This window comes from Methylomonas koyamae, from assembly GCF_019669905.1.
In the GTDB taxonomy this organism is placed as follows: Bacteria; Pseudomonadota; Gammaproteobacteria; order Methylococcales; family Methylomonadaceae; genus Methylomonas; species Methylomonas koyamae.
The window spans coordinates 4,653,040-4,669,788 of record NZ_AP019777.1; the positions used below are offsets into that span (position 1 = coordinate 4,653,040).

20 protein-coding genes, 1 other RNA gene and 1 pseudogene are annotated in these 16,749 nt (G+C 57.4%); 11 read left to right on the forward strand and 11 right to left on the reverse strand.

Features of this window, described 5'->3' with window-relative positions; translation table 11 throughout:
- Positions 1-73 precede the first annotated feature (73 nt).
- The 3 genes and pseudogenes from MKFW12EY_RS20935 to MKFW12EY_RS20945 form a co-directional block, all read right to left on the reverse strand.
- Positions 74-1,084, reverse strand: a complete 1,011-nt coding sequence (locus MKFW12EY_RS20935) for a FecR family protein (RefSeq protein WP_221053705.1) — start codon at positions 1,082-1,084, stop codon at positions 74-76.
- Positions 1,085-1,172: 88 nt separating this feature from the next.
- Positions 1,173-1,691 (reverse strand): RNA polymerase sigma factor, encoded by a 519-nt coding sequence (locus MKFW12EY_RS20940; protein WP_054762890.1) that lies wholly within the window; start codon positions 1,689-1,691, stop codon positions 1,173-1,175.
- 229 nt (positions 1,692-1,920) lie between these two features.
- Positions 1,921-2,163: pseudogene (locus tag MKFW12EY_RS20945) on the reverse strand (PepSY domain-containing protein); the annotation flags it as partial.
- A gap of 151 nt (positions 2,164-2,314) precedes the next feature.
- On the opposite strand from MKFW12EY_RS20945, the gene fliW reads away from it, so the two are divergent.
- Positions 2,315-2,773, forward strand: a complete 459-nt coding sequence (gene fliW / locus MKFW12EY_RS20950; protein WP_054762888.1) for a flagellar assembly protein FliW — start codon at positions 2,315-2,317, stop codon at positions 2,771-2,773.
- Positions 2,774-2,815: 42 nt separating this feature from the next.
- On the opposite strand, the gene panD is transcribed toward fliW, so the two are convergent.
- From panD to pcnB, 5 genes are all read right to left on the reverse strand, one after another.
- Positions 2,816-3,196 (reverse strand): aspartate 1-decarboxylase, encoded by a 381-nt coding sequence (gene panD / locus MKFW12EY_RS20955; RefSeq protein ID WP_064023131.1) that lies wholly within the window; start codon positions 3,194-3,196, stop codon positions 2,816-2,818.
- A 98-nt stretch (positions 3,197-3,294) separates the two neighbouring features.
- Positions 3,295-4,146, reverse strand: coding sequence for a pantoate--beta-alanine ligase (panC, locus tag MKFW12EY_RS20960; RefSeq protein ID WP_221053706.1), 852 nt, complete (start codon positions 4,144-4,146; stop codon positions 3,295-3,297).
- Positions 4,147-4,149: 3 nt separating this feature from the next.
- Positions 4,150-4,959, reverse strand: a complete 810-nt coding sequence (panB, locus tag MKFW12EY_RS20965) for a 3-methyl-2-oxobutanoate hydroxymethyltransferase (RefSeq protein WP_082409892.1) — start codon at positions 4,957-4,959, stop codon at positions 4,150-4,152.
- Positions 4,956-5,459 (reverse strand): 2-amino-4-hydroxy-6-hydroxymethyldihydropteridine diphosphokinase, encoded by a 504-nt coding sequence (gene folK, locus MKFW12EY_RS20970; RefSeq protein ID WP_064023133.1) that lies wholly within the window; start codon positions 5,457-5,459, stop codon positions 4,956-4,958. The genes panB and folK overlap by 4 nt, the downstream gene beginning before the upstream one ends.
- A complete protein-coding gene (pcnB, locus tag MKFW12EY_RS20975; protein ID WP_245006380.1) occupies positions 5,456-6,808 on the reverse strand; it encodes a polynucleotide adenylyltransferase PcnB in 1,353 nt (450 codons plus the stop codon). Before pcnB ends, folK begins: the two co-directional genes overlap by 4 nt.
- Positions 6,809-7,080: 272 nt before the next feature.
- On the opposite strand from pcnB, the gene MKFW12EY_RS20980 reads away from it, so the two are divergent.
- Genes MKFW12EY_RS20980 through MKFW12EY_RS20990 form a run of 3 tightly spaced genes read left to right on the forward strand, consistent with a single transcriptional unit; the run spans position 7,081 to position 8,172 of the window.
- Positions 7,081-7,260 carry a hypothetical protein gene (locus MKFW12EY_RS20980; protein ID WP_054762884.1) on the forward strand — a complete coding sequence of 60 codons (180 nt, stop codon included), beginning with the start codon at positions 7,081-7,083 and terminating at the stop codon, positions 7,258-7,260.
- Positions 7,261-7,725, forward strand: a complete 465-nt coding sequence (locus MKFW12EY_RS20985; protein ID WP_054762882.1) for an RDD family protein — start codon at positions 7,261-7,263, stop codon at positions 7,723-7,725.
- A gap of 60 nt (positions 7,726-7,785) precedes the next feature.
- Positions 7,786-8,172 carry a hypothetical protein gene (locus tag MKFW12EY_RS20990; protein WP_064023136.1) on the forward strand — a complete coding sequence of 129 codons (387 nt, stop codon included), beginning with the start codon at positions 7,786-7,788 and terminating at the stop codon, positions 8,170-8,172.
- A gap of 64 nt (positions 8,173-8,236) precedes the next feature.
- Here MKFW12EY_RS20990 and lptG read toward each other — a convergent pair whose 3' ends face one another.
- Together lptG and lptF are read right to left on the reverse strand one after the other, a co-directional pair.
- Positions 8,237-9,304 carry an LPS export ABC transporter permease LptG gene (gene lptG, locus MKFW12EY_RS20995; RefSeq protein WP_054762880.1) on the reverse strand — a complete coding sequence of 356 codons (1,068 nt, stop codon included), beginning with the start codon at positions 9,302-9,304 and terminating at the stop codon, positions 8,237-8,239.
- Positions 9,301-10,437 carry an LPS export ABC transporter permease LptF gene (gene lptF, locus MKFW12EY_RS21000; RefSeq protein WP_082881037.1) on the reverse strand — a complete coding sequence of 379 codons (1,137 nt, stop codon included), beginning with the start codon at positions 10,435-10,437 and terminating at the stop codon, positions 9,301-9,303. The genes lptG and lptF overlap by 4 nt, the downstream gene beginning before the upstream one ends.
- 96 nt (positions 10,438-10,533) lie before the next feature.
- On the opposite strand from lptF, the gene MKFW12EY_RS21005 reads away from it, so the two are divergent.
- The 7 genes from MKFW12EY_RS21005 (at position 10,534) to rimK (ending at position 16,298) form a co-directional block, all read left to right on the forward strand.
- The gene (locus tag MKFW12EY_RS21005) at positions 10,534-12,018 is read left to right on the forward strand and encodes a leucyl aminopeptidase (protein ID WP_221053707.1); all 1,485 of its coding nucleotides are present in this window, start codon (positions 10,534-10,536) and stop codon (positions 12,016-12,018) included.
- Positions 12,019-12,379: 361 nt separating this feature from the next.
- The gene (locus MKFW12EY_RS21010) at positions 12,380-12,835 is read left to right on the forward strand and encodes a DNA polymerase III subunit chi (protein WP_054762878.1); all 456 of its coding nucleotides are present in this window, start codon (positions 12,380-12,382) and stop codon (positions 12,833-12,835) included.
- A 315-nt stretch (positions 12,836-13,150) separates the two neighbouring features.
- An RNA gene (gene rnpB, locus MKFW12EY_RS21015) (RNase P RNA component class A) lies at positions 13,151-13,501 on the forward strand.
- Positions 13,502-13,537: 36 nt separating this feature from the next.
- Positions 13,538-14,161 (forward strand): methylthioribulose 1-phosphate dehydratase, encoded by a 624-nt coding sequence (locus MKFW12EY_RS21020; RefSeq protein WP_221053708.1) that lies wholly within the window; start codon positions 13,538-13,540, stop codon positions 14,159-14,161.
- Positions 14,158-14,715: a 1,2-dihydroxy-3-keto-5-methylthiopentene dioxygenase gene (locus MKFW12EY_RS21025; RefSeq protein WP_054762874.1), complete on the forward strand. Its 558-nt coding sequence runs from the start codon at positions 14,158-14,160 to the stop codon at positions 14,713-14,715. The genes MKFW12EY_RS21020 and MKFW12EY_RS21025 overlap by 4 nt, the downstream gene beginning before the upstream one ends.
- On the forward strand, positions 14,712-15,389 hold the full coding sequence (gene mtnC / locus MKFW12EY_RS21030; RefSeq protein WP_221053709.1) for an acireductone synthase: 678 nt from the start codon (positions 14,712-14,714) through the stop codon (positions 15,387-15,389). The genes MKFW12EY_RS21025 and mtnC overlap by 4 nt, the downstream gene beginning before the upstream one ends.
- Before the next feature lie 18 nt (positions 15,390-15,407).
- A complete protein-coding gene (gene rimK / locus MKFW12EY_RS21035; protein ID WP_064023141.1) occupies positions 15,408-16,298 on the forward strand; it encodes a 30S ribosomal protein S6--L-glutamate ligase in 891 nt (296 codons plus the stop codon).
- Positions 16,299-16,334: 36 nt separating this feature from the next.
- Here the strand turns inward: rimK and MKFW12EY_RS21040 are convergent, their stop codons facing one another.
- Complete coding sequence (locus MKFW12EY_RS21040) at positions 16,335-16,745, reverse strand: ExbD/TolR family protein (protein ID WP_054762872.1); 411 nt, start codon at positions 16,743-16,745, stop codon at positions 16,335-16,337.
- Between the last annotated feature and the right edge of the window lie 4 nt (positions 16,746-16,749).

Genomic DNA, 16,749 nt, shown 5'->3' on the forward strand with positions numbered 1-16,749 from the left:
GCGGTTGGCGCCGCAGTGACCCACTTGATCGTCGCGATGCTTCAGCCGGCCAAACGGCGGGACTTGAGCCGCGCTAACGGCGGTGCAGTACGACCAGCGCGTCGGTCAGGCGGATTTCGTCGGCGGACAAGGTCTTCTCGATCACGTTCAACGCCGCTTCCGGGTCGTTAGCGTCGAATACGCCGGTTACCAGATGGCCTGCCAGTTCGGCATCGGCAATCACGATCCGGCCGGGACGGTAACGGTTCAGGTCGGCGACCACTTGTTGCAGCGGTTTTTCCTTGAACACCAGCCGCCGCTCTTGCCAAGCGCCGACCTGCTTCAGATTGACCGGTTCCGCCGGACCGGCTTTACCGCCCGACGATGCGACGCGCCGGCCTTCCGGCAAGCGCGCTATCGTCTCGCCGTTGGCGAATGCGACGCGCACGCTGTGCTCATAGACCGTAACCGCCATGTCGCCTTGCCACTGTTTAACGTCGAAGGCCGTACCCAAGGCCCTGACCCGGCCGCCGCTCGCCACCACTTCGAACGGCCGCTCCGCATCGGCAGCGACTTTGAAATGGGCTTCGCCGTTATGCAACCGAATCACCCGCTGTTTTTCGGAAAATTCCACCGAGATAGCCGAGGCCGTGTTTAGAATCACCGTCGAGCCGTCGCTGAGTTGTACCCGGCGTTGTTCGCCGGTGCCGGTGCGGAAGTCGGCAAAGAAACCGGCATTCAATACCCAGCCCAAACCCAGCGCCAACGTCAGGCAGGCTGCCAGCGGCATCGCCCACAGGCCGCGGCTTAGCGCCGGCCGGCCGCCGGCGGTTCGCGCCGCGCCGGCATTCGCGGACTGAGGTGACAGCCCGGCTGTCAGCCGCTGTTCTATCAGTTCGATTTGGGCCGGAGGCAAGTTTTCCACCCGCCGAAAAAAAGTCTGCGCCTGTTGCCAGGCTTCCAGATTCTCCCGGCTGGCCGCCAGCCAAGCGCGCCAGCGTTGTTCCTGCTCGCCGTCGAAAAAAGGCGATTCGCGCAGGGCCAGCCAATATTCGGCTTGCTCGTTGGCTCCGGACTCCGGAATCGGCGGGATGGAAGGGTTCATAGCAGGGGCAGTGCCGCGGTCTGTTGGTTGGTCGGATTATAAAACGCTTGCCGAATAAACTCAGGCGCAGCAAGCAAAATCGACGCACTCAATCGAGTTCGCCGATTTTCTGCCGGCAGTGGCGCAGGGCTTGCGTCAGATACTTGAATATCATCGTGTGCGAGATACCCAGCCGCTGCTCCACTTCCGCGTAGCTGCAGTGTTTCAGTTTGAGCAGGATGAAGACTTCCCGGCATTTGGGTGATAACTCGTCCAGCGCGGCGATCAATTGCTGAAGTTGCTGTTGCGACATCGCGGCCCTCTCCGCGGACAAGGAAGCCGGCCCTACGGTTTCGGCCTCGCCTGTATCGGCTTCCGGATCGTGCCCGGAATGGCGATTGCGGCTGCGCAGATAATCGGTCGCCAGATTGGCTGCGATTCTGAAGATAAAAGCGCGCGGATTTTCCACCCGGTGCTTGCCGCCGTAACCGGCGTAACGGATAAAGGTCTCTTGAAAAATATCCTGGGCGGCATCCGTGCAACGGGTGCGTTGCGACAGAAAATGCAATAACTCCTGGCGATGCTTATGCATCAGATTGGCGATGTCGACGGCGGACAATTCGAGCATGGGACGGTTAACGGTAGGCAGCCAAATTTGGCGTACAACCAAGCAATATCCGCGCCGCAGGCGGATTGCGCCGCGGGCAACGCGGGCGACGCCGACCGGGAAGGCGCGTATTTGCTGGGCTTTACCGGCAAAACGCGCCTATGCCGCCAAGCGGATTTGTAAAGAATTAGGACTTGCTTTACCAAGCCATCAGGCTGCGGGACGCGAAAAGTGGGTGATTTCACACACCTTACCGATGATGGCGTATTTGCCTGCCCCGTCGCTTTTGTAACCAACGAATCACGCCGGTCGTGAACGACACCGGGCAAGCCAGACCGGTAATAAACACCAGTATCCTGCCGGTCATGCCGAAGGCTTGGCCGGAGTGCAACGGCCATTGCCAGCGGGTAAAGATTTCGCCGGCCTTCGCGATCGGCAAACTAAGGTCGTCATGATCGAGAATGTGACCACTGCAGCGGTCGAACACCGTGCAACTCACGGAGATAGCGGCTTGCGCACCCAAACCCATCGATCAAGGCAGCGCTTAGTTCGGCATGCGGGATTGCAAATACCCGCCTCCGTGCTATACATTGGTGCGTTAGGCAGTAGTGCCGATTCAGATTTCATTAAACACGGGCGGGACCATGGAAATTCAATCGAAGTTATTAGGCAACCAGGAAATCAATCCGGAAACCATCATCAATTTTCCGCGCGGCCTGCCCGGTTTTGAAGATCAGACCCGCTTTAAGCTGTTTCATCAGGAAGGCAGCGAAATCGTGTATTGGCTGCAGTCGGTGGACAATGGAGACCTGACCTTTTCGGTCGCGCATCCGGCCCATTTCAACATCAATTACAACTTTACCGTGACCGACGCCGAGGAAGCCTTGCTGCAAGTCGAGCCCGGCGACGAATTGGTGATTTTGATCCTGCTGCATAAGGACAACGAGCAGGAGAATGGCAAGCCGACCATCAAGGGGTCGATTAAATCGCCGATCTTGATCAACGCCAACAAACGTATCGGCATGCAAAAGGTATTGGTGGCGATAGAGCAGAGCATCACGCTGACCGAAAAAATCAGCGAAATCGACGTATCGGAAGCTTAAAAAGGCTATCGGCCGCCGTAAGAAGTACGGCGGCCGACCGAATCAGGCGGCCTGAACAGGAACGGAATGGCTGGAATGGGTGATTTTGTTGTTGCCGTCGAAGTAAACCAAAGTCGGCTTGTAGTTTTTCAGTTCCTTCTCGTCGAGACTGGCAAAGGCGCAGACGATAATCAAATCTCCGGGACATGCCAGACGGGCGGCAGCGCCGTTAATCGAAAAAATGCCCGAGCCCTCTTCGGCACGGATAGCGTAAGTGGTGAAACGCTGGCCGTTGTTGACGTTGTAGATATGGATTTGCTCGTATTCCCGGATCCCTGAAAAATCCAAAATCTTGCCGTCGATCGCGCATGATCCCTCGTAGTCCAATTCCGAATTGGTCACGCGGGCGCGATGCAGCTTGGCTTTAAGCATGTTTATGTTCATGGTAAGCAAGTTCCAATACTAGGGCAGGCGATTATGCCTGAAATCGGATTGGCTATCAAATTTAAGCATTAGCATTTTTGCGCGAAAACCCTGCATCTTCAAGCGCTTGGCATGCAAAAATACACGTTATCTATCAGGCGGGTAGCGCCTAATTTGGCGGCGGCCAACACCACCAGCTCCGTATCTCCGGGCCGGGCGGGCTGCAAATCGGCACTCCGGCAGACCGAAAAATAATCCACGTTAAACCCGGCAGCTTGCAATGCATGCTTGGCGGAGTCCTCGACCGCACGGTAATCGGCGGCCCCGGCCAACAATTTGTCGCGGGCGGCGATCAACACCCGGTATAGCGCCGGGGCGGCTTGCCGTTGCGGCTCGGTCAAATAGCCGTTACGCGAACTCATCGCCAAGCCATCGGCTTCCCGCACCGTCGCCACACCTTGCACCGTAACCGGAATGTTCAAATCGGCCACCATCTGCCGGATTAGCGCCAACTGTTGGAAATCCTTTTCCCCCATCAGCAAGCAATCGGGCTGGACCATGTTCAATAACTTGCAGACCACCAGGGCGACGCCGTCGAAATGGCCGGGCCGGCTGGCGCCGCAATGCAAAGCCGACAGCCCGGCCACCGACACCCGAGTTTGCGACGCTTGCGGATATATTTCGGCGACACCGGGCAAAAACAACAAGTCGGCGCCGCAGGCGGCCAATTTCTCGGCATCCTGGCTTTCGGTGCGCGGGTAACTGTCGAAATCTTCGTTCGGGCCGAATTGAGTCGGATTGACGAAAATACTGACGACAACCTTATCGGCCTGAGTCTTGGCGGTTTCGACCAACCGGATATGGCCGGCGTGCAGATTGCCCATAGTCGGCACGAAGCCGATGCTGTGGCCGGCTTGCCGCCATTGCCGGATGGTTTGCCTTAACTCGGCGACGTTATTGACCGTTTGCATGGATCAGTAGCTATGTTCCGAACCGGGGAATTGCGCGGCTTTCACCGCTTGATGATAGCGAACCACCGCGTCTTCTATGCTAGCGGCTCCCGCCATGAAATTGCGAGAGAAGCGCGGCCGGTTGCCGGTGCCGATGTTCAGCATATCGTACAACACCAACACCTGACCGTCGCAGTCGACCCCGGCGCCGATGCCGATCACCGGAATGGCCAGCGTTTGGCTGATTGTTTTGGCCAGAACGGCCGGGACGCATTCCAGCACCAGCAATCCGGCACCGGCCTGTTCCAGTTGTTGCGCCTCTCGCAGGATGGTTTCGGCCTGGACGGCATCGCGGCCTTGCACCCGGTATCCGCCCAAACGGTTGACCGATTGCGGCAGCAAACCCAGATGGCCGCAGACCGGCACGCCTTGGTCCACCAGAAAACGCACTACTTCGATTTTTGCCCCCTCCAGCTTAACCATCTGCGCCAAACCCTGCTGCATCAAGCGCGCGGCATTGGCCAATGCTTGGGCCGGCTCGGCATAACTGGCAAACGGCAAATCGGCGACGATGAAAGCCCGTTGCGCCGCGCCTGCCACACAGCGGCAATGGTAAGCCATATCGTCCACCGTGACCGGCACGGTGCTGTTGGCGCCTTGGATCACCATGCCCAACGAATCGCCGACCAGCAGCACGTCGATTCCGACCTGATCCAACAGCGCCGCGAAACTGGCGTCGTAAGCGGTCAGGCAACTGATTTTCTCGCCGTTGCGCTTCATTGCGGCCAGATCGCTGATCGTCAGGCTTTTTGCGGAATCGGCGTAAAGTTTCACGGCTCCAGCCTCTGTAAGCCGGCTTTGGGGCAGGTAGCCAGCAAGTCCGCCAATGGTCCGAGCCCTGGGACAGGCAAGTCGGCCGGCGCGATGTCGGCCAGCGGATACAGCACAAACGCCCGCTGCGCCATTTCCGGGTGGGGTACGCTGAGGTCGGCTTCAGCGATAACGTGCGATCCGTAGAGCAGAATATCCAAGTCCAAAGTTCTGGCACCCCAGCGAATCAGGCGCAATCGACCATGGGCGGTTTCGATGGCCTGTAATTGGCGCAGCAACTCCGCTGCCGGCAGGCTCGTCGAAATTTTCATCACCGCGTTGATAAAGTCGGGCTGGTCCTGCGGACCGACCGGCGTGCTGCGGTACAGGGGGGAAAAGGCCAATTCGGCGACTCCTGCCAGTGACGCAATCTCAGTCCGCGCTTGCTTTAGTTGTTCCAGCGGGTTTTCCAGATTGCTTCCCAGGCCGATATAGGCTTCGACGCCGGGATTCAGCGCCGTCATTGCGGATTGGCGACCGGCTTGGTTCGGGAACGGTAGCGGCCGGATTTGCGGTTGCGCGGTTTGCCGCCGCCGGATTTGCCGGGCGTTGTCATTTGTTTGCGCAATTCCTCGTCGGCCTCCTGGAACTGTGCCCACCATTCCACCAATTGCGGATCGGCGCCGCCGGTTTCCGCCCGCAGTTGAAAGAAGTCGTAAGCCGCCCGGAATTTGGGCTGCTCCAACAGCCGATACGGCCGGGTGCCGACAGTACGGGAAAATTTGGGCTGCATGAACCAGACATCGCGCATCGACTGCGTGATGTGCCTGGGCATCGCGGTGATCTTGATTTGCCGCGCCAGAACTTCGTTGGCGGCGTTTTGGTAGGCCAGCGTCTCGTTTTCGCCGTTGCCGATGCGCTTTTGCGCGGCGACCTGTAACGGCTCCCACAATAGCGCGGCCAGTAGAAAATACGGGGTCAGCGTCTTGCCGTCGTTATAGCGCCGGTCGGAATTCTCTAAAGCCCGAATCAAAAACAGGCGCGGAAAGTCCTGTTCCTGGGTAGCCAGACAACGTTCGGTCTCCGGGAATAGAATCCCGAACAGGCCGTAATGCCTGAGCATTTCGAAGGTTTGCAATCCGTAACCGGCCAAAAACAGCTTCAACACTTCGTCGTACAAGCGGGCGGAGGGGATGCTTTTCAGTAAGTCGGCCTGGGCGTAGATTGGCTTCTCGGTATCGGGATGCAGCGTAAAACCCAATTTGACGGCAAAGCGGATAGCCCTGATCATCCGCACCGGATCTTCCCGGTAGCGGACTTCCGGGTCGCCGATCAGACGCATTACCCCAGCCGCGTGGTCCTGCATGCCGCCGGTGTAATCGACTACCGAAAAATCGCGGATGTTGTAGTACAGGGCATTGACGGTGAAGTCGCGACGCCAGACGTCTTCCTCCAAGGTTCCGAACACGTTGTCGCGCAGCAAACGGCCGTCTTCGTGCACCACTTGCCGGTCGGACTCTTCGTTATCGACACCGCCGCGAAAGGTGGCGACTTCTATGATTTCCCGACCGAAAAACACATGGGCCAAACGGAAGCGGCGGCCGATAATCCGGCAATTGCGGAAGATTTGTTTCACCTGCTCCGGGCTGGCGTTGGTCGCCACGTCGAAATCCTTGGGCTCCCGCCCCAGCAGCAAATCACGCACGCAACCGCCGACCAGATAGGCTTCGAAATCGGCTTTTTTCAGCCGCGTCAATACCTTGAGTGCATTCTCGCTGATTTGGGTACGGCTTATGCAATGCTCCGAACGCGGGTAAATCTTCACGGCATTGGCAGCAGCCGGCGCGTCGGCCGACTGGGCGGCCAAACTCACGGGCGCAAAGATTTTTTTGATGAAACTAAAAATAACCGTATTCCTTTATTAAATGATGCCTGCCAAACCACGGAGCTGCGGAGCGCGCAGCTTGAAAGCTTTATCATAACACCTCGCCAGAATTAAGCTCAATCGAGCACTTTCTTTTACATTCCCTTGCGTTGACTGTAGAATTTGACCACTCGTCGCGTAACGGCGTAATACCTTGAATACCAGCCAAGCCCGCGTCCATTCGTCAGGCAGCGGGCTCTTTACTTCGGAGTGTGGAGCGTATGTTTAAGAAGATTTTACTGGGTTTTGTCGACCGCCCCTTGTTCGCTAGTCTGTTTATCGCGGATTTCGCGATCTTGCTGTTCCATCGGCCGCCGTTCCTGTTTTCCATCGTCATGGTTGGCGCATTGGTCGGAATGAGCATGTACATGGGCCAAAAGCTGGCTCCGTTCGAACAGTAATTGCGCGAAGCAAGCCGAACCATCCAAACCAAGCCCGGCGTCGAACCCGTATCGGCGCCGGGTTTTTTACGCCGCATGGGCGCTGTGATTTACGACGCCCTGCTGTTGTTAGCCGTACTATTTTTGGCCACCGCCCTAGCTCTTCCGTTAAACCAAGGCCAAGCGTTCGCCTCGAACCAAGCCATATACCCGATCTATCTGCTGGCCGTAAGCTTTGCCTTCTACGGCTGGTTCTGGACCCACGGCGGCCAAACCCTGGGCCTACGCGCCTGGAAGATCAAACTCGTCTCCACCGACCAGCAAGCCGTCGATTGGCCGCACGCGGCGTTGCGCTTTATTAGCGCCCTGCTTTCCTGGGTCTGCTTGGGCTTTGGATTTGTCTGGTGCTTGTTCGACAAGGACCGCCAAAGCTGGCACGACCGCCTGTCCAAAACCCGCCTCATCTACTGCGAAGAAAAGCGCTGAAGCCAAAATCGGATGTGCTATATTCCCGGCTCCATCTTCTTCATGAGCCGGGAGCACACAATGAAAACAATAACAATAGCCCTATCCCTGTTTGCAGTATTCGTCTCCGCCAATGCCGTTGCCGACGTGAAGTTGGCGGACAATTCCAAGTTAGTGGGCAAATGGCAGGTCACCGCCGAAGCCCTCGCGCTGGACAGAGAGAAAAAAAAGCTCCAAGTCACCTGGGAGTTTCAAAAAGACGGTACGTTGATCACTACCGGTGAAGATGCCCGTAGCGGCATCGGCGAAATGACGATTCCGATCAAATACAGCGTGGCCGACGGCTTGATCAAAAAACAAATCACTCCGGGCCGGGAAAAATACGAGGACTGCGCCGTCGTGGAAATGGACGAAAAGGATATGGTATTGAAATGTAAATTTCTCTACCTGTTCATGACCCGCAAATAACCTCCGCTACCGACCGCTCGAGCCGGCTGCGAAGTGCAGCCGGCTTCCGTTCGAGGCTCTCGTCTTAGCTGCCCCGCTTAACCGCGTAAAGCGCGCAACAAAACACCAAGGTGCTGGGCAACATCGCCATCAACATCGGATTCATGTCGTAAACCAAGCCGACATGGCCGGCAATCCGGTCGAAAATATTGAAGGTCATGCCGATCACGATACCCATCATGATCCGCGCACCGGTGCTGACGCCGCGGCCGATGCCGATCACGAACGGCGCCGACACCATCAACATCACGAACGTGACGAACGGATTGATCAACCGGCTCCAAAACGCCAGCTCGTAACTTTGCGATTTCTGGTTGTTCTGTTTCAGAAAATCGATGTACATAAACAAATCGTACAGCGACAGGTTATCGGAGTTGACTACGGCCACTTTCAGCAGATCGGAATCGATCCCTGAACGCCAGGCCTGCTGCTCCTGAGCGCCGGCAAATATTTGCTGCGGTGCGATTTCCGAGTGCTTGACCCCCTCCAGCCGCCATTGCTTGTCCCCCAGAAATTGGGCGCGCTCCGCTTGGGTGACCCGTTGCAAGTGCTTATCCTCGCCCACGTCGTAAATCCGCAGGTCGGCCAACGAGCCGTCGTCCAGTATTTTGCGAACGTTGATGAAACTATTGCCTTCGCGCAGCCACATGCCGTATTGCGAACGCATCACCACACCGTCATGCAGCGCCGTCGTTTTCAGCAATTGCGCGGCCCGCTCGCAAGGCGGCGCCACAAACTCGCCGACCAGCACCGCGACAACCACCAGCACCAGACCGGCCAGCATGATGGTCCGGATGATCCAGGCCACCGACAGACCGGCGCCGCGCATCGCGATGATTTCCCGGTTGTTGGCCATCGCCCCGACCACGAACAGGCTTCCCAACAGCGCCGAAGACGGCACCAATTCGTAAAATACCCGCGGCGAAGTCAACGTCAGAAACCACAAAATGGTCTGCAAATTGTAGCCGCCCTGGCCCAGGTCCTTTAATTCGTCGCTGAAGCTGAACAGATTGAACAAGGTCAGCAACAGAATCACCGCCACCAGCGAACCTTTCACGACTTCCCTGACGATATAAAACGTTAATACATTCATCCGGCAACCTTTCCTGTCAGACTTTGCAAACACCAGCGCCAGCCGTACAGACGGACCAGCATGGCCAATCCCAGCAACAGCAAGGCCGTATCCACCCAAAAATAACCGACCCAGGCCGGCAGCGCACCGCTGATGACCCAGCTATGGTTGACCCGCTGCAGGTTGCCGTAGACGAAGTAAATGCCGAAAGCGACCAGCATACTGCCGTAGATTCCGCCGCGCGGCGACAGTTTGGCCAGCGGTACCGCCAAAACCGCCAACAACACCACGCCCAGCGGCGTATTCAACCGGTCTTGAACTTCCGCGACATCGCGCAATTCCTGCGACACCCACAACGCCTTGGTCGGAATGGCCTCCCGGCCCAGGCTTAACACCGTGACCTTTTTTTCGATCAACACCGAATATTCCTGAAACGCTTCTATGACGAAATCCTTATTGCCGGGCACACCCATCACCCGCTGGCCATTTTCCAACACCAAATACAGCCCGCCAGGCAAATTTCTCAGCCAACCCGATTCGGCGTTGACCACGCCGAGTTTGCCGCCCTGCTTGTTTTGCACGAACACATGGTGCATATGGCCTTCGTCGTCCACCGTTTCGGTATAGAAAATCAGCTCGCCATCACTGTACTCGCTGAAGCGGCCGGCGGAAATACCGCGAATATCGGCATTTTGCTTGTCCTGGTGCATCAATTCTTCGGTGCGCGCCTCGGCCCACGGCGCCGCGAACATCGACAGACCCACGCCAAGCAGACTGAGCGGAACCACCAGCAGGAACACCGCCCGGTAAATGGTGAACGCGCCGCCGCCGGCCGACGAAATCGCCGACATTTCCTGTTCGCGGTGCATCCGCCCCAACACCATTAACACCGCCATGAACAACGCCGCCGGCAAAAAGGCCGTGGTGGCGATGACGATTTTCATGCCCAGCAAGGCCATCACGGTATCGTTGGCGATATTGCCCTCGATAGCCAGAGCCAGTACCCGAATGAATTTGCGGCTGACGATAATCACCACCAGAACCGTCAGCACCGCCGTGACGGTAAAAAACAGCTCCTTGATGATCATTTTATCCAGCACGGTGAACAGCCGAAACGGCCGGCCGGCGCTGGGCATTGCACGCTCGACGCTCAAAGACTCTCTCCCGATATTCTCATGTATAATCGGTCGCAATACCGCTGCAACCGGCAGAAACCCTCAATCCAAGACACTTGATAGTGGATGTATCAAATGGACTATTCTATAGAAAGCTCCCCCTTAGACAAACTGCAAAGCGATTGCCTGCTGCTGGGTATTTACGAGAACCAACAACTGACCCCGGCTGCCGCGGCCTTGGATGCGGCGAACGGGGGCCTGATCGGTAAGCTGATCGCCCGCGGCGACATTAAGGGCAAGAACGCGGAAACCCTGCTGGTCAACAACCTGCCCGAAGGCAATATCGTTCGTATCGTCCTGGTCGGCTTCGGCGAACGCGGCAAAGTCAGCCGTAAACAATACCGCAAGGCGCTGGCCGCGGCGGTCAAAACCGTCAAGGACAGCAAAGTGCAAACTGCGAGCAGCGCACTGCTGGACATCGACGTCGATGGTGCAGACAGCCAATGGAAAGCCCGACAAATCGTCGAAGTGTTCAACGACGGCCTGTACCAATACAGCGCGACCAAAAAAGTCGACGACAAAATTCCGCTGCAACAGCTCCGCATCGTCGCTAACGACAGCCAAAAGGCGGCGGCCGAAACCGGTCTGCAACAGGGGGTCGCAATCGCGTTGGGCGTCGAATTGGCTAAACAACTGGCCGACCTCCCCGGCAATATTTGCACGCCGACCTACCTTGCCAAACAAGCGCTGGCACTGGCCGGCCAACACGAGTTGTTGAGCTGCGAAATCCTGGAAGAAAGCGACATGGAAGCGCTGGGCATGGGCTCGTTTCTGTCGGTAACCCGCGGCAGCCGCCAGCCGGCCAAATTGATCTGCCTGGAATACCGGGGCGGCGACAAAAACGCCAAACCCATCGTGCTGGTCGGCAAAGGCCTGACCTTCGACGCTGGCGGCATTTCGTTGAAACCCGGTCAAGGCATGGACGAAATGAAGTACGACATGTGCGGCGGCGCCAGCGTGCTAGGCATCGTCCGCGCCACCAGCCTTTTGAATTTGAAACTGAACATCGTCGGCTTGGTGCCGGCTTCGGAAAACCTGCCGGACGGCGCCGCCAACAAACCGGGCGATATCTGGACCAGCATGTCCGGCAAGACTATCGAAATCTTGAACACCGACGCCGAAGGCCGCCTGATCCTGTGCGACACGCTGACCTATGCCAAAAAATACAACCCGGACGTCATCATCGACATGGCGACCTTGACCGGTGCCTGCATCGTCGCTTTGGGCCGGGTGCCGAGCGGCTTGTTCGGTAACGACGACAAACTCTGCAACGAATTGATCGGGGCCAGCGAAACCGCCTGCGACTTGCTGTGGCGGATGCCGATCTGGGAAGAATACCAGGAGCAACTGAAATCCAATTTCGCCGATCTGGCCAACATCGGCGGCCCGGACGGCGGCAGTATCACCGCGGCGGTATTCCTGTCCAAATTCGCCGAGGAATACCGTTGGGCGCACATCGACATCGCCGGCACCGCCTGGCGCACCGGCGCCAACAAGGGCGCTACCGGCCGGCCGGTGCCGTTAGTTACCCAGTATTTGTTGAATCGGGCATCGGCTTAACCGGTGCCGTGGCGCCCGGCTTACGCCGGGCATTGCGCTACCCCCTCTTTTCCAAAGAGGGGCAGTGGAGATTTTCCAAATAAGCCCATCTATCCCCGCGGCTAGTTAACAAGGGTAAGTAACTTAGAGACGTATTGGATTGGGATAGCTTGAGTTATTGGTTGTAACTATGTGGCACGATTGAATTGCCGGACCCCAGAAGCCATGCATCGCCAGCTCTCCCCTGGTTCTTGTAGCCCAGCACAGGTTTCTGCACGAAGTAAATCCATGCCGGGATGACGACTTCGAATTGCTTTCAACGACTAATCCGAACATGCCTTGAATTGGCCCCACCCCGCCCAAACGCCCAACTTAAACCGACATGACCGAAACCAGTCATTCGCCATCCGTCCCGGAAGTCAGCTTCTACGTGCTCGGCAGCCACGATCAGCAGCAGCGCCTGGAATTCGCCTGCAAATTGGTCGAGAAAATCTACCGCACCGGTTTTTTCTGTTACGTGTTGGCCGAATCGGCCGAACAGGCCGGGCAAATCGACAAAGCCTTGTGGACCTTCCGCGCCGGCAGCTTCGTCCCCCACCAAATTTACCAAGGCTTACTGCCGCAATATCCCGGCACGATATTGATCGGCGACAGCGACATTCCTGAGGCCTGGCGCGGCGTCATCGTCAACCTGTCCTCGACGTTCCCGCCCGCCGAACCGCCGACCGAACGGATTCTGGAAATATTGGACAACAGCGAACAATCCAAACAAGCCGGCCGTCAGCGCTACCGGCATTACCAGCAGTTGGGTTTATCGATCAATACCCACAAAATGTAAGCCGGGCCGGGAGCAGCTCCGGGCTCTAGCGAAGCTCTCAGCCACGCCGCATCCTCCGCGTCGGCATGCAGGCTTTTGGCTGCCGCCGCACATTTTCCAGTGGCCGCTTCGGCTTTGGCTGCTTCGGCCCAATAGTTTGAACAGCAGGCGCCCCGCGCGACCATGGCCGCCCCGGTTTCGTGCGGATATCGCCTTTGCCGAACCGCGCTATTCAACAGGCATGAACGCCGATGCCGCTCATTATTTTCATCGTGGCTGCCATCGCTGCGCGCAGACATCGAACTATTTGCCGGCGTTGCCTGTATAATCTCCGGCAGAGTTGGCCGAACAGTCGCCGTTCCGCGCAAGCGGGAGGGAGGAAAGTCCGGGCTCCATAGGGCAGGGTGCCAGGTAATGCCTGGGAGGCGCGAGCCTACGGAAAGTGCCGCAGAAAATATACCGCCTGGTTCGTATCGGACCCGGTAAGGGTGAAATGGTGCGGTAAGAGCGCACCGCGCAACTGGTAACAGGTGTGGCAGGGTAAACCCCACCCGGAGCAAGATCAAATAGAGGAGCATTGGCGTGGCCCGCGCTGCTCCTGGGTAGATTGCTTGAGCGCTTGGGTGACCAAGCGCCTAGATGAATGGCTGTTCACGACAGAACCCGGCTTACAGGCCAACTCTTTCTCTTCCCCTATTCTCTTTTGCCATCCGCAAATTTTCCATGACCTTGAAAAGCGACGAGTTCTACCTGAAGGCCGAACAATTGATCGCGGCCGGCCGCTTTATCGACAGCAAAGGCTGGGTGCCTGCCACCAGCGGCAACTTTTCGGCGCGTTTGGCGGACGGCAATATTGCGATCACGGTATCAGGCCGGCATAAAGGCCGTTTGCAAACCGACGACATCATGCTGATCGACCCTCAAGGCCGCTCCCTCGACGGCAAGAAGCCGTCGGCGGAGACCTTGCTGCATACCTCGATTTACCGACGTTACCCGGATGTCCAGGCCGTATTGCACCCGCATTCGGTGAATGCCACCTTGACTGCCCGGCTGTTTCAAAACGAAATCGTGCTGGAAGATTACGAGCTGCTGAAGGCATTGCCCGGCATCGATACCCACGAAAGCCGCATCGTCGTACCAATCTTCAGCAACGATCAGGATATTCCGCGTCTGGCGGCCGAGGTCGAGCACTATTTGGACGCACACGGCGACATTCACGGCTACATTATCGCCGGCCACGGTTTTTACACTTGGGGCGCTTCGGTGGACGATGCCTTACGCCATCTGGAAGCCCTGGAGTTTTTATTCGATATCGAAATTCGTCTGCACGGAGTGAAACGATTATGAGCGCATTGACTACCTACCCCGCCGACCAACCAGGCCAAGGCCAAACCTGGCACGACTTTGATGCGATCTCCAGCCAATTAAACGGCCTGGGCGTGCAATTCGAACGCTGGCAAGCCGATTGCGCGTTTACGACTGACGACGATGCCGACGCGGTGCTGGCGGCTTACCAAAGTTCGATAGACAAATTGAAACAGCAATACGGTTTTCAGTCGGTCGACGTGATCAGCCTGAACGCCGAGCATCCCAACAAGGATGCATTGCGGCAGAAGTTTTTGTCCGAGCATATTCACAGCGACTTCGAAGTGCGTTTTTTTGTGGAAGGTAGAGGATTGTTTTACCTGCATGTCGGCGATCAAGTGCACGCGGTATTGTGCGAACAAGGCGATTTGATCAGCGTTCCGGCCAATACCAAGCATTGGTTCGACATGGGCGAAAACCCGGCTTTCAAATGCATCCGCCTGTTCACGACCGAAGACGGCTGGGTGGCGGATTTTACCGGCGACAAGATCGCCGATAGCTTCCCGACTCTGGACCAATACCTCGCGAACTTATGATCGAAGCCATCGTTACCGACATTGAGGGCACTACGTCGTCGTTGTCGTTCGTCAAGGACGTGCTGTTCCCTTACGCCCGCGCCCACCTGCCCGACTTCGTCGCCGAGCACTGCGCCGATCCTGAGGTACAAGCCTTATTGGACGATGCCAACCGGCTGGCGGGCGGCCAACTCGATCAAGCGGCATTGATCGAACAATTCATTGCTTGGATCGATGCCGACCAGAAAATCACGCCGCTTAAATCCCTGCAAGGCTTAATCTGGCTGGACGGTTACCGCAACGGCGATTTTACCGGCCACGTCTACGCAGATGCGGTCCGCAATTTGCGCGCGTGGCATCAGCGCGGATTGAAGCTCTACGTTTATTCGTCCGGCTCGGTGCAGGCGCAGAAATTATTGTTCGGTCACAGCGACTTCGGCGATCTGACGCCGCTGTTCTCCGGTTATTTCGATACCCGCATCGGCGGCAAGCGCGAAACCGATTCTTATCGAAAAATAGCCGAGGAACTCGGTTTGCCTGGTGCGCAGATCCTGTTTTTGTCCGACATTCGTGAAGAACTGGATGCGGCGCGGGCGGCCGGCTTTGCTACCCGCTGGCTGGTGCGGGAACAGCAGGCGGCGGATGCCGGCGCCGAACATCTCCAAGCGGCCGATTTCGATGCGATACGGTTTTAAGCGAATTCGACGCAGGCTATGAAAATCGCCATCCTATCGCGCGACCCGGCGCTGTATTCCAGCGTGCGGCTTATGGAGGCCGCCAAAGCGCGCGGCCATGACGCGCGCATCTTCGATCCGACCCATTGCTACATGAACATCACCTCGATGAAGCCGTCGATCCATTACATGGGCGAGGATTTGTTGGGTTACGACGCGGTGATTCCGCGCATCGGCGCGTCGATTACCTTTTACGGCACGGCGGTGCTGCGCCAATTCGAAGTGATGGGCGTCTACACCCTGAACAAGTCGGCGGCAATCAGCCGATCCCGCGACAAAATGGCCTCCAGCCAACTGCTGGCCCGCAAAGGCATCGATTTACCGATCACCGCGTTTGCCCATAATCCGGACAATATCGAGGATTTGATCGCCGAAGTCGGCGGCGCGCCGTTGGTGATCAAACTGGTGGAGGGCTCGCAAGGCATCGGCGTGGTGCTGGCGGAAACCCATAACGCTGCCCACAGCGTGATTCAGGCCTTCATGGGCCTGAACGCCAACATCATGGTGCAGGAGTTCGTTCAAGAGGCGGCCGGCAGCGACATTCGCTGTTTCGTGATCGGCGACAAAGTAGTGGCGGCGATGAAGCGCCAAGGCCGCGAAGGCGAATTCCGCTCCAATCTGCATCGCGGCGGTACTGCGACGCTGATCAGACTGGCGCCGGCCGAGCGCGCCGCGGCGGTTCAAGCGGCAAAAATCATGGGCTTGGACGTGTGCGGCGTGGATTTGCTGCGTTCCAAACGCGGACCGTTGGTGATGGAAGTCAATTCCTCACCCGGCCTGGAGGGAATCGAAAAGACCAGCGGCAAGGACATTGCCGGTTTGATGATCGAACACATCGAAAAAAACGCCGGAAAGGTCAAGTCTGCATAAGAAAGAGTCCGGCTGCGCCGGACTCGGAGAATGCCGCTATTGCTCCAGCGTGACGAAAGCCAGTTTCGAGATGCCGGCGTGTTGCACGGTTGCCATGACTTCCGCCACTTTGCCGTAGTTGACGCCTTGGTCGGCGTAGATATGGATGATCAGCTCGGGGTTGGCGGCCAGTTCGCTTTTCAGCGTGGTGTCCAGCGCCACCAGATCGGCGATCGGATTCTTGTTCAACGTCACGGCGCCCTGGGCGTCGATACCCAATTGCATCGGCTGTTTTTCGGTATCAGGCGTGGTTGAGGCCGTTTTCGGCAGCGCCACGTTCACGGATTGGGTTAGTAAAGGCGCCGTTACCAACAGAATGATGACCAGCACCAGCATCACGTCGACCAGCGGCGTGACGTTTATCTCGCTGACCGCCTCGTCGTCTTCCGAATTCGTTTTAAATCCCATTTAT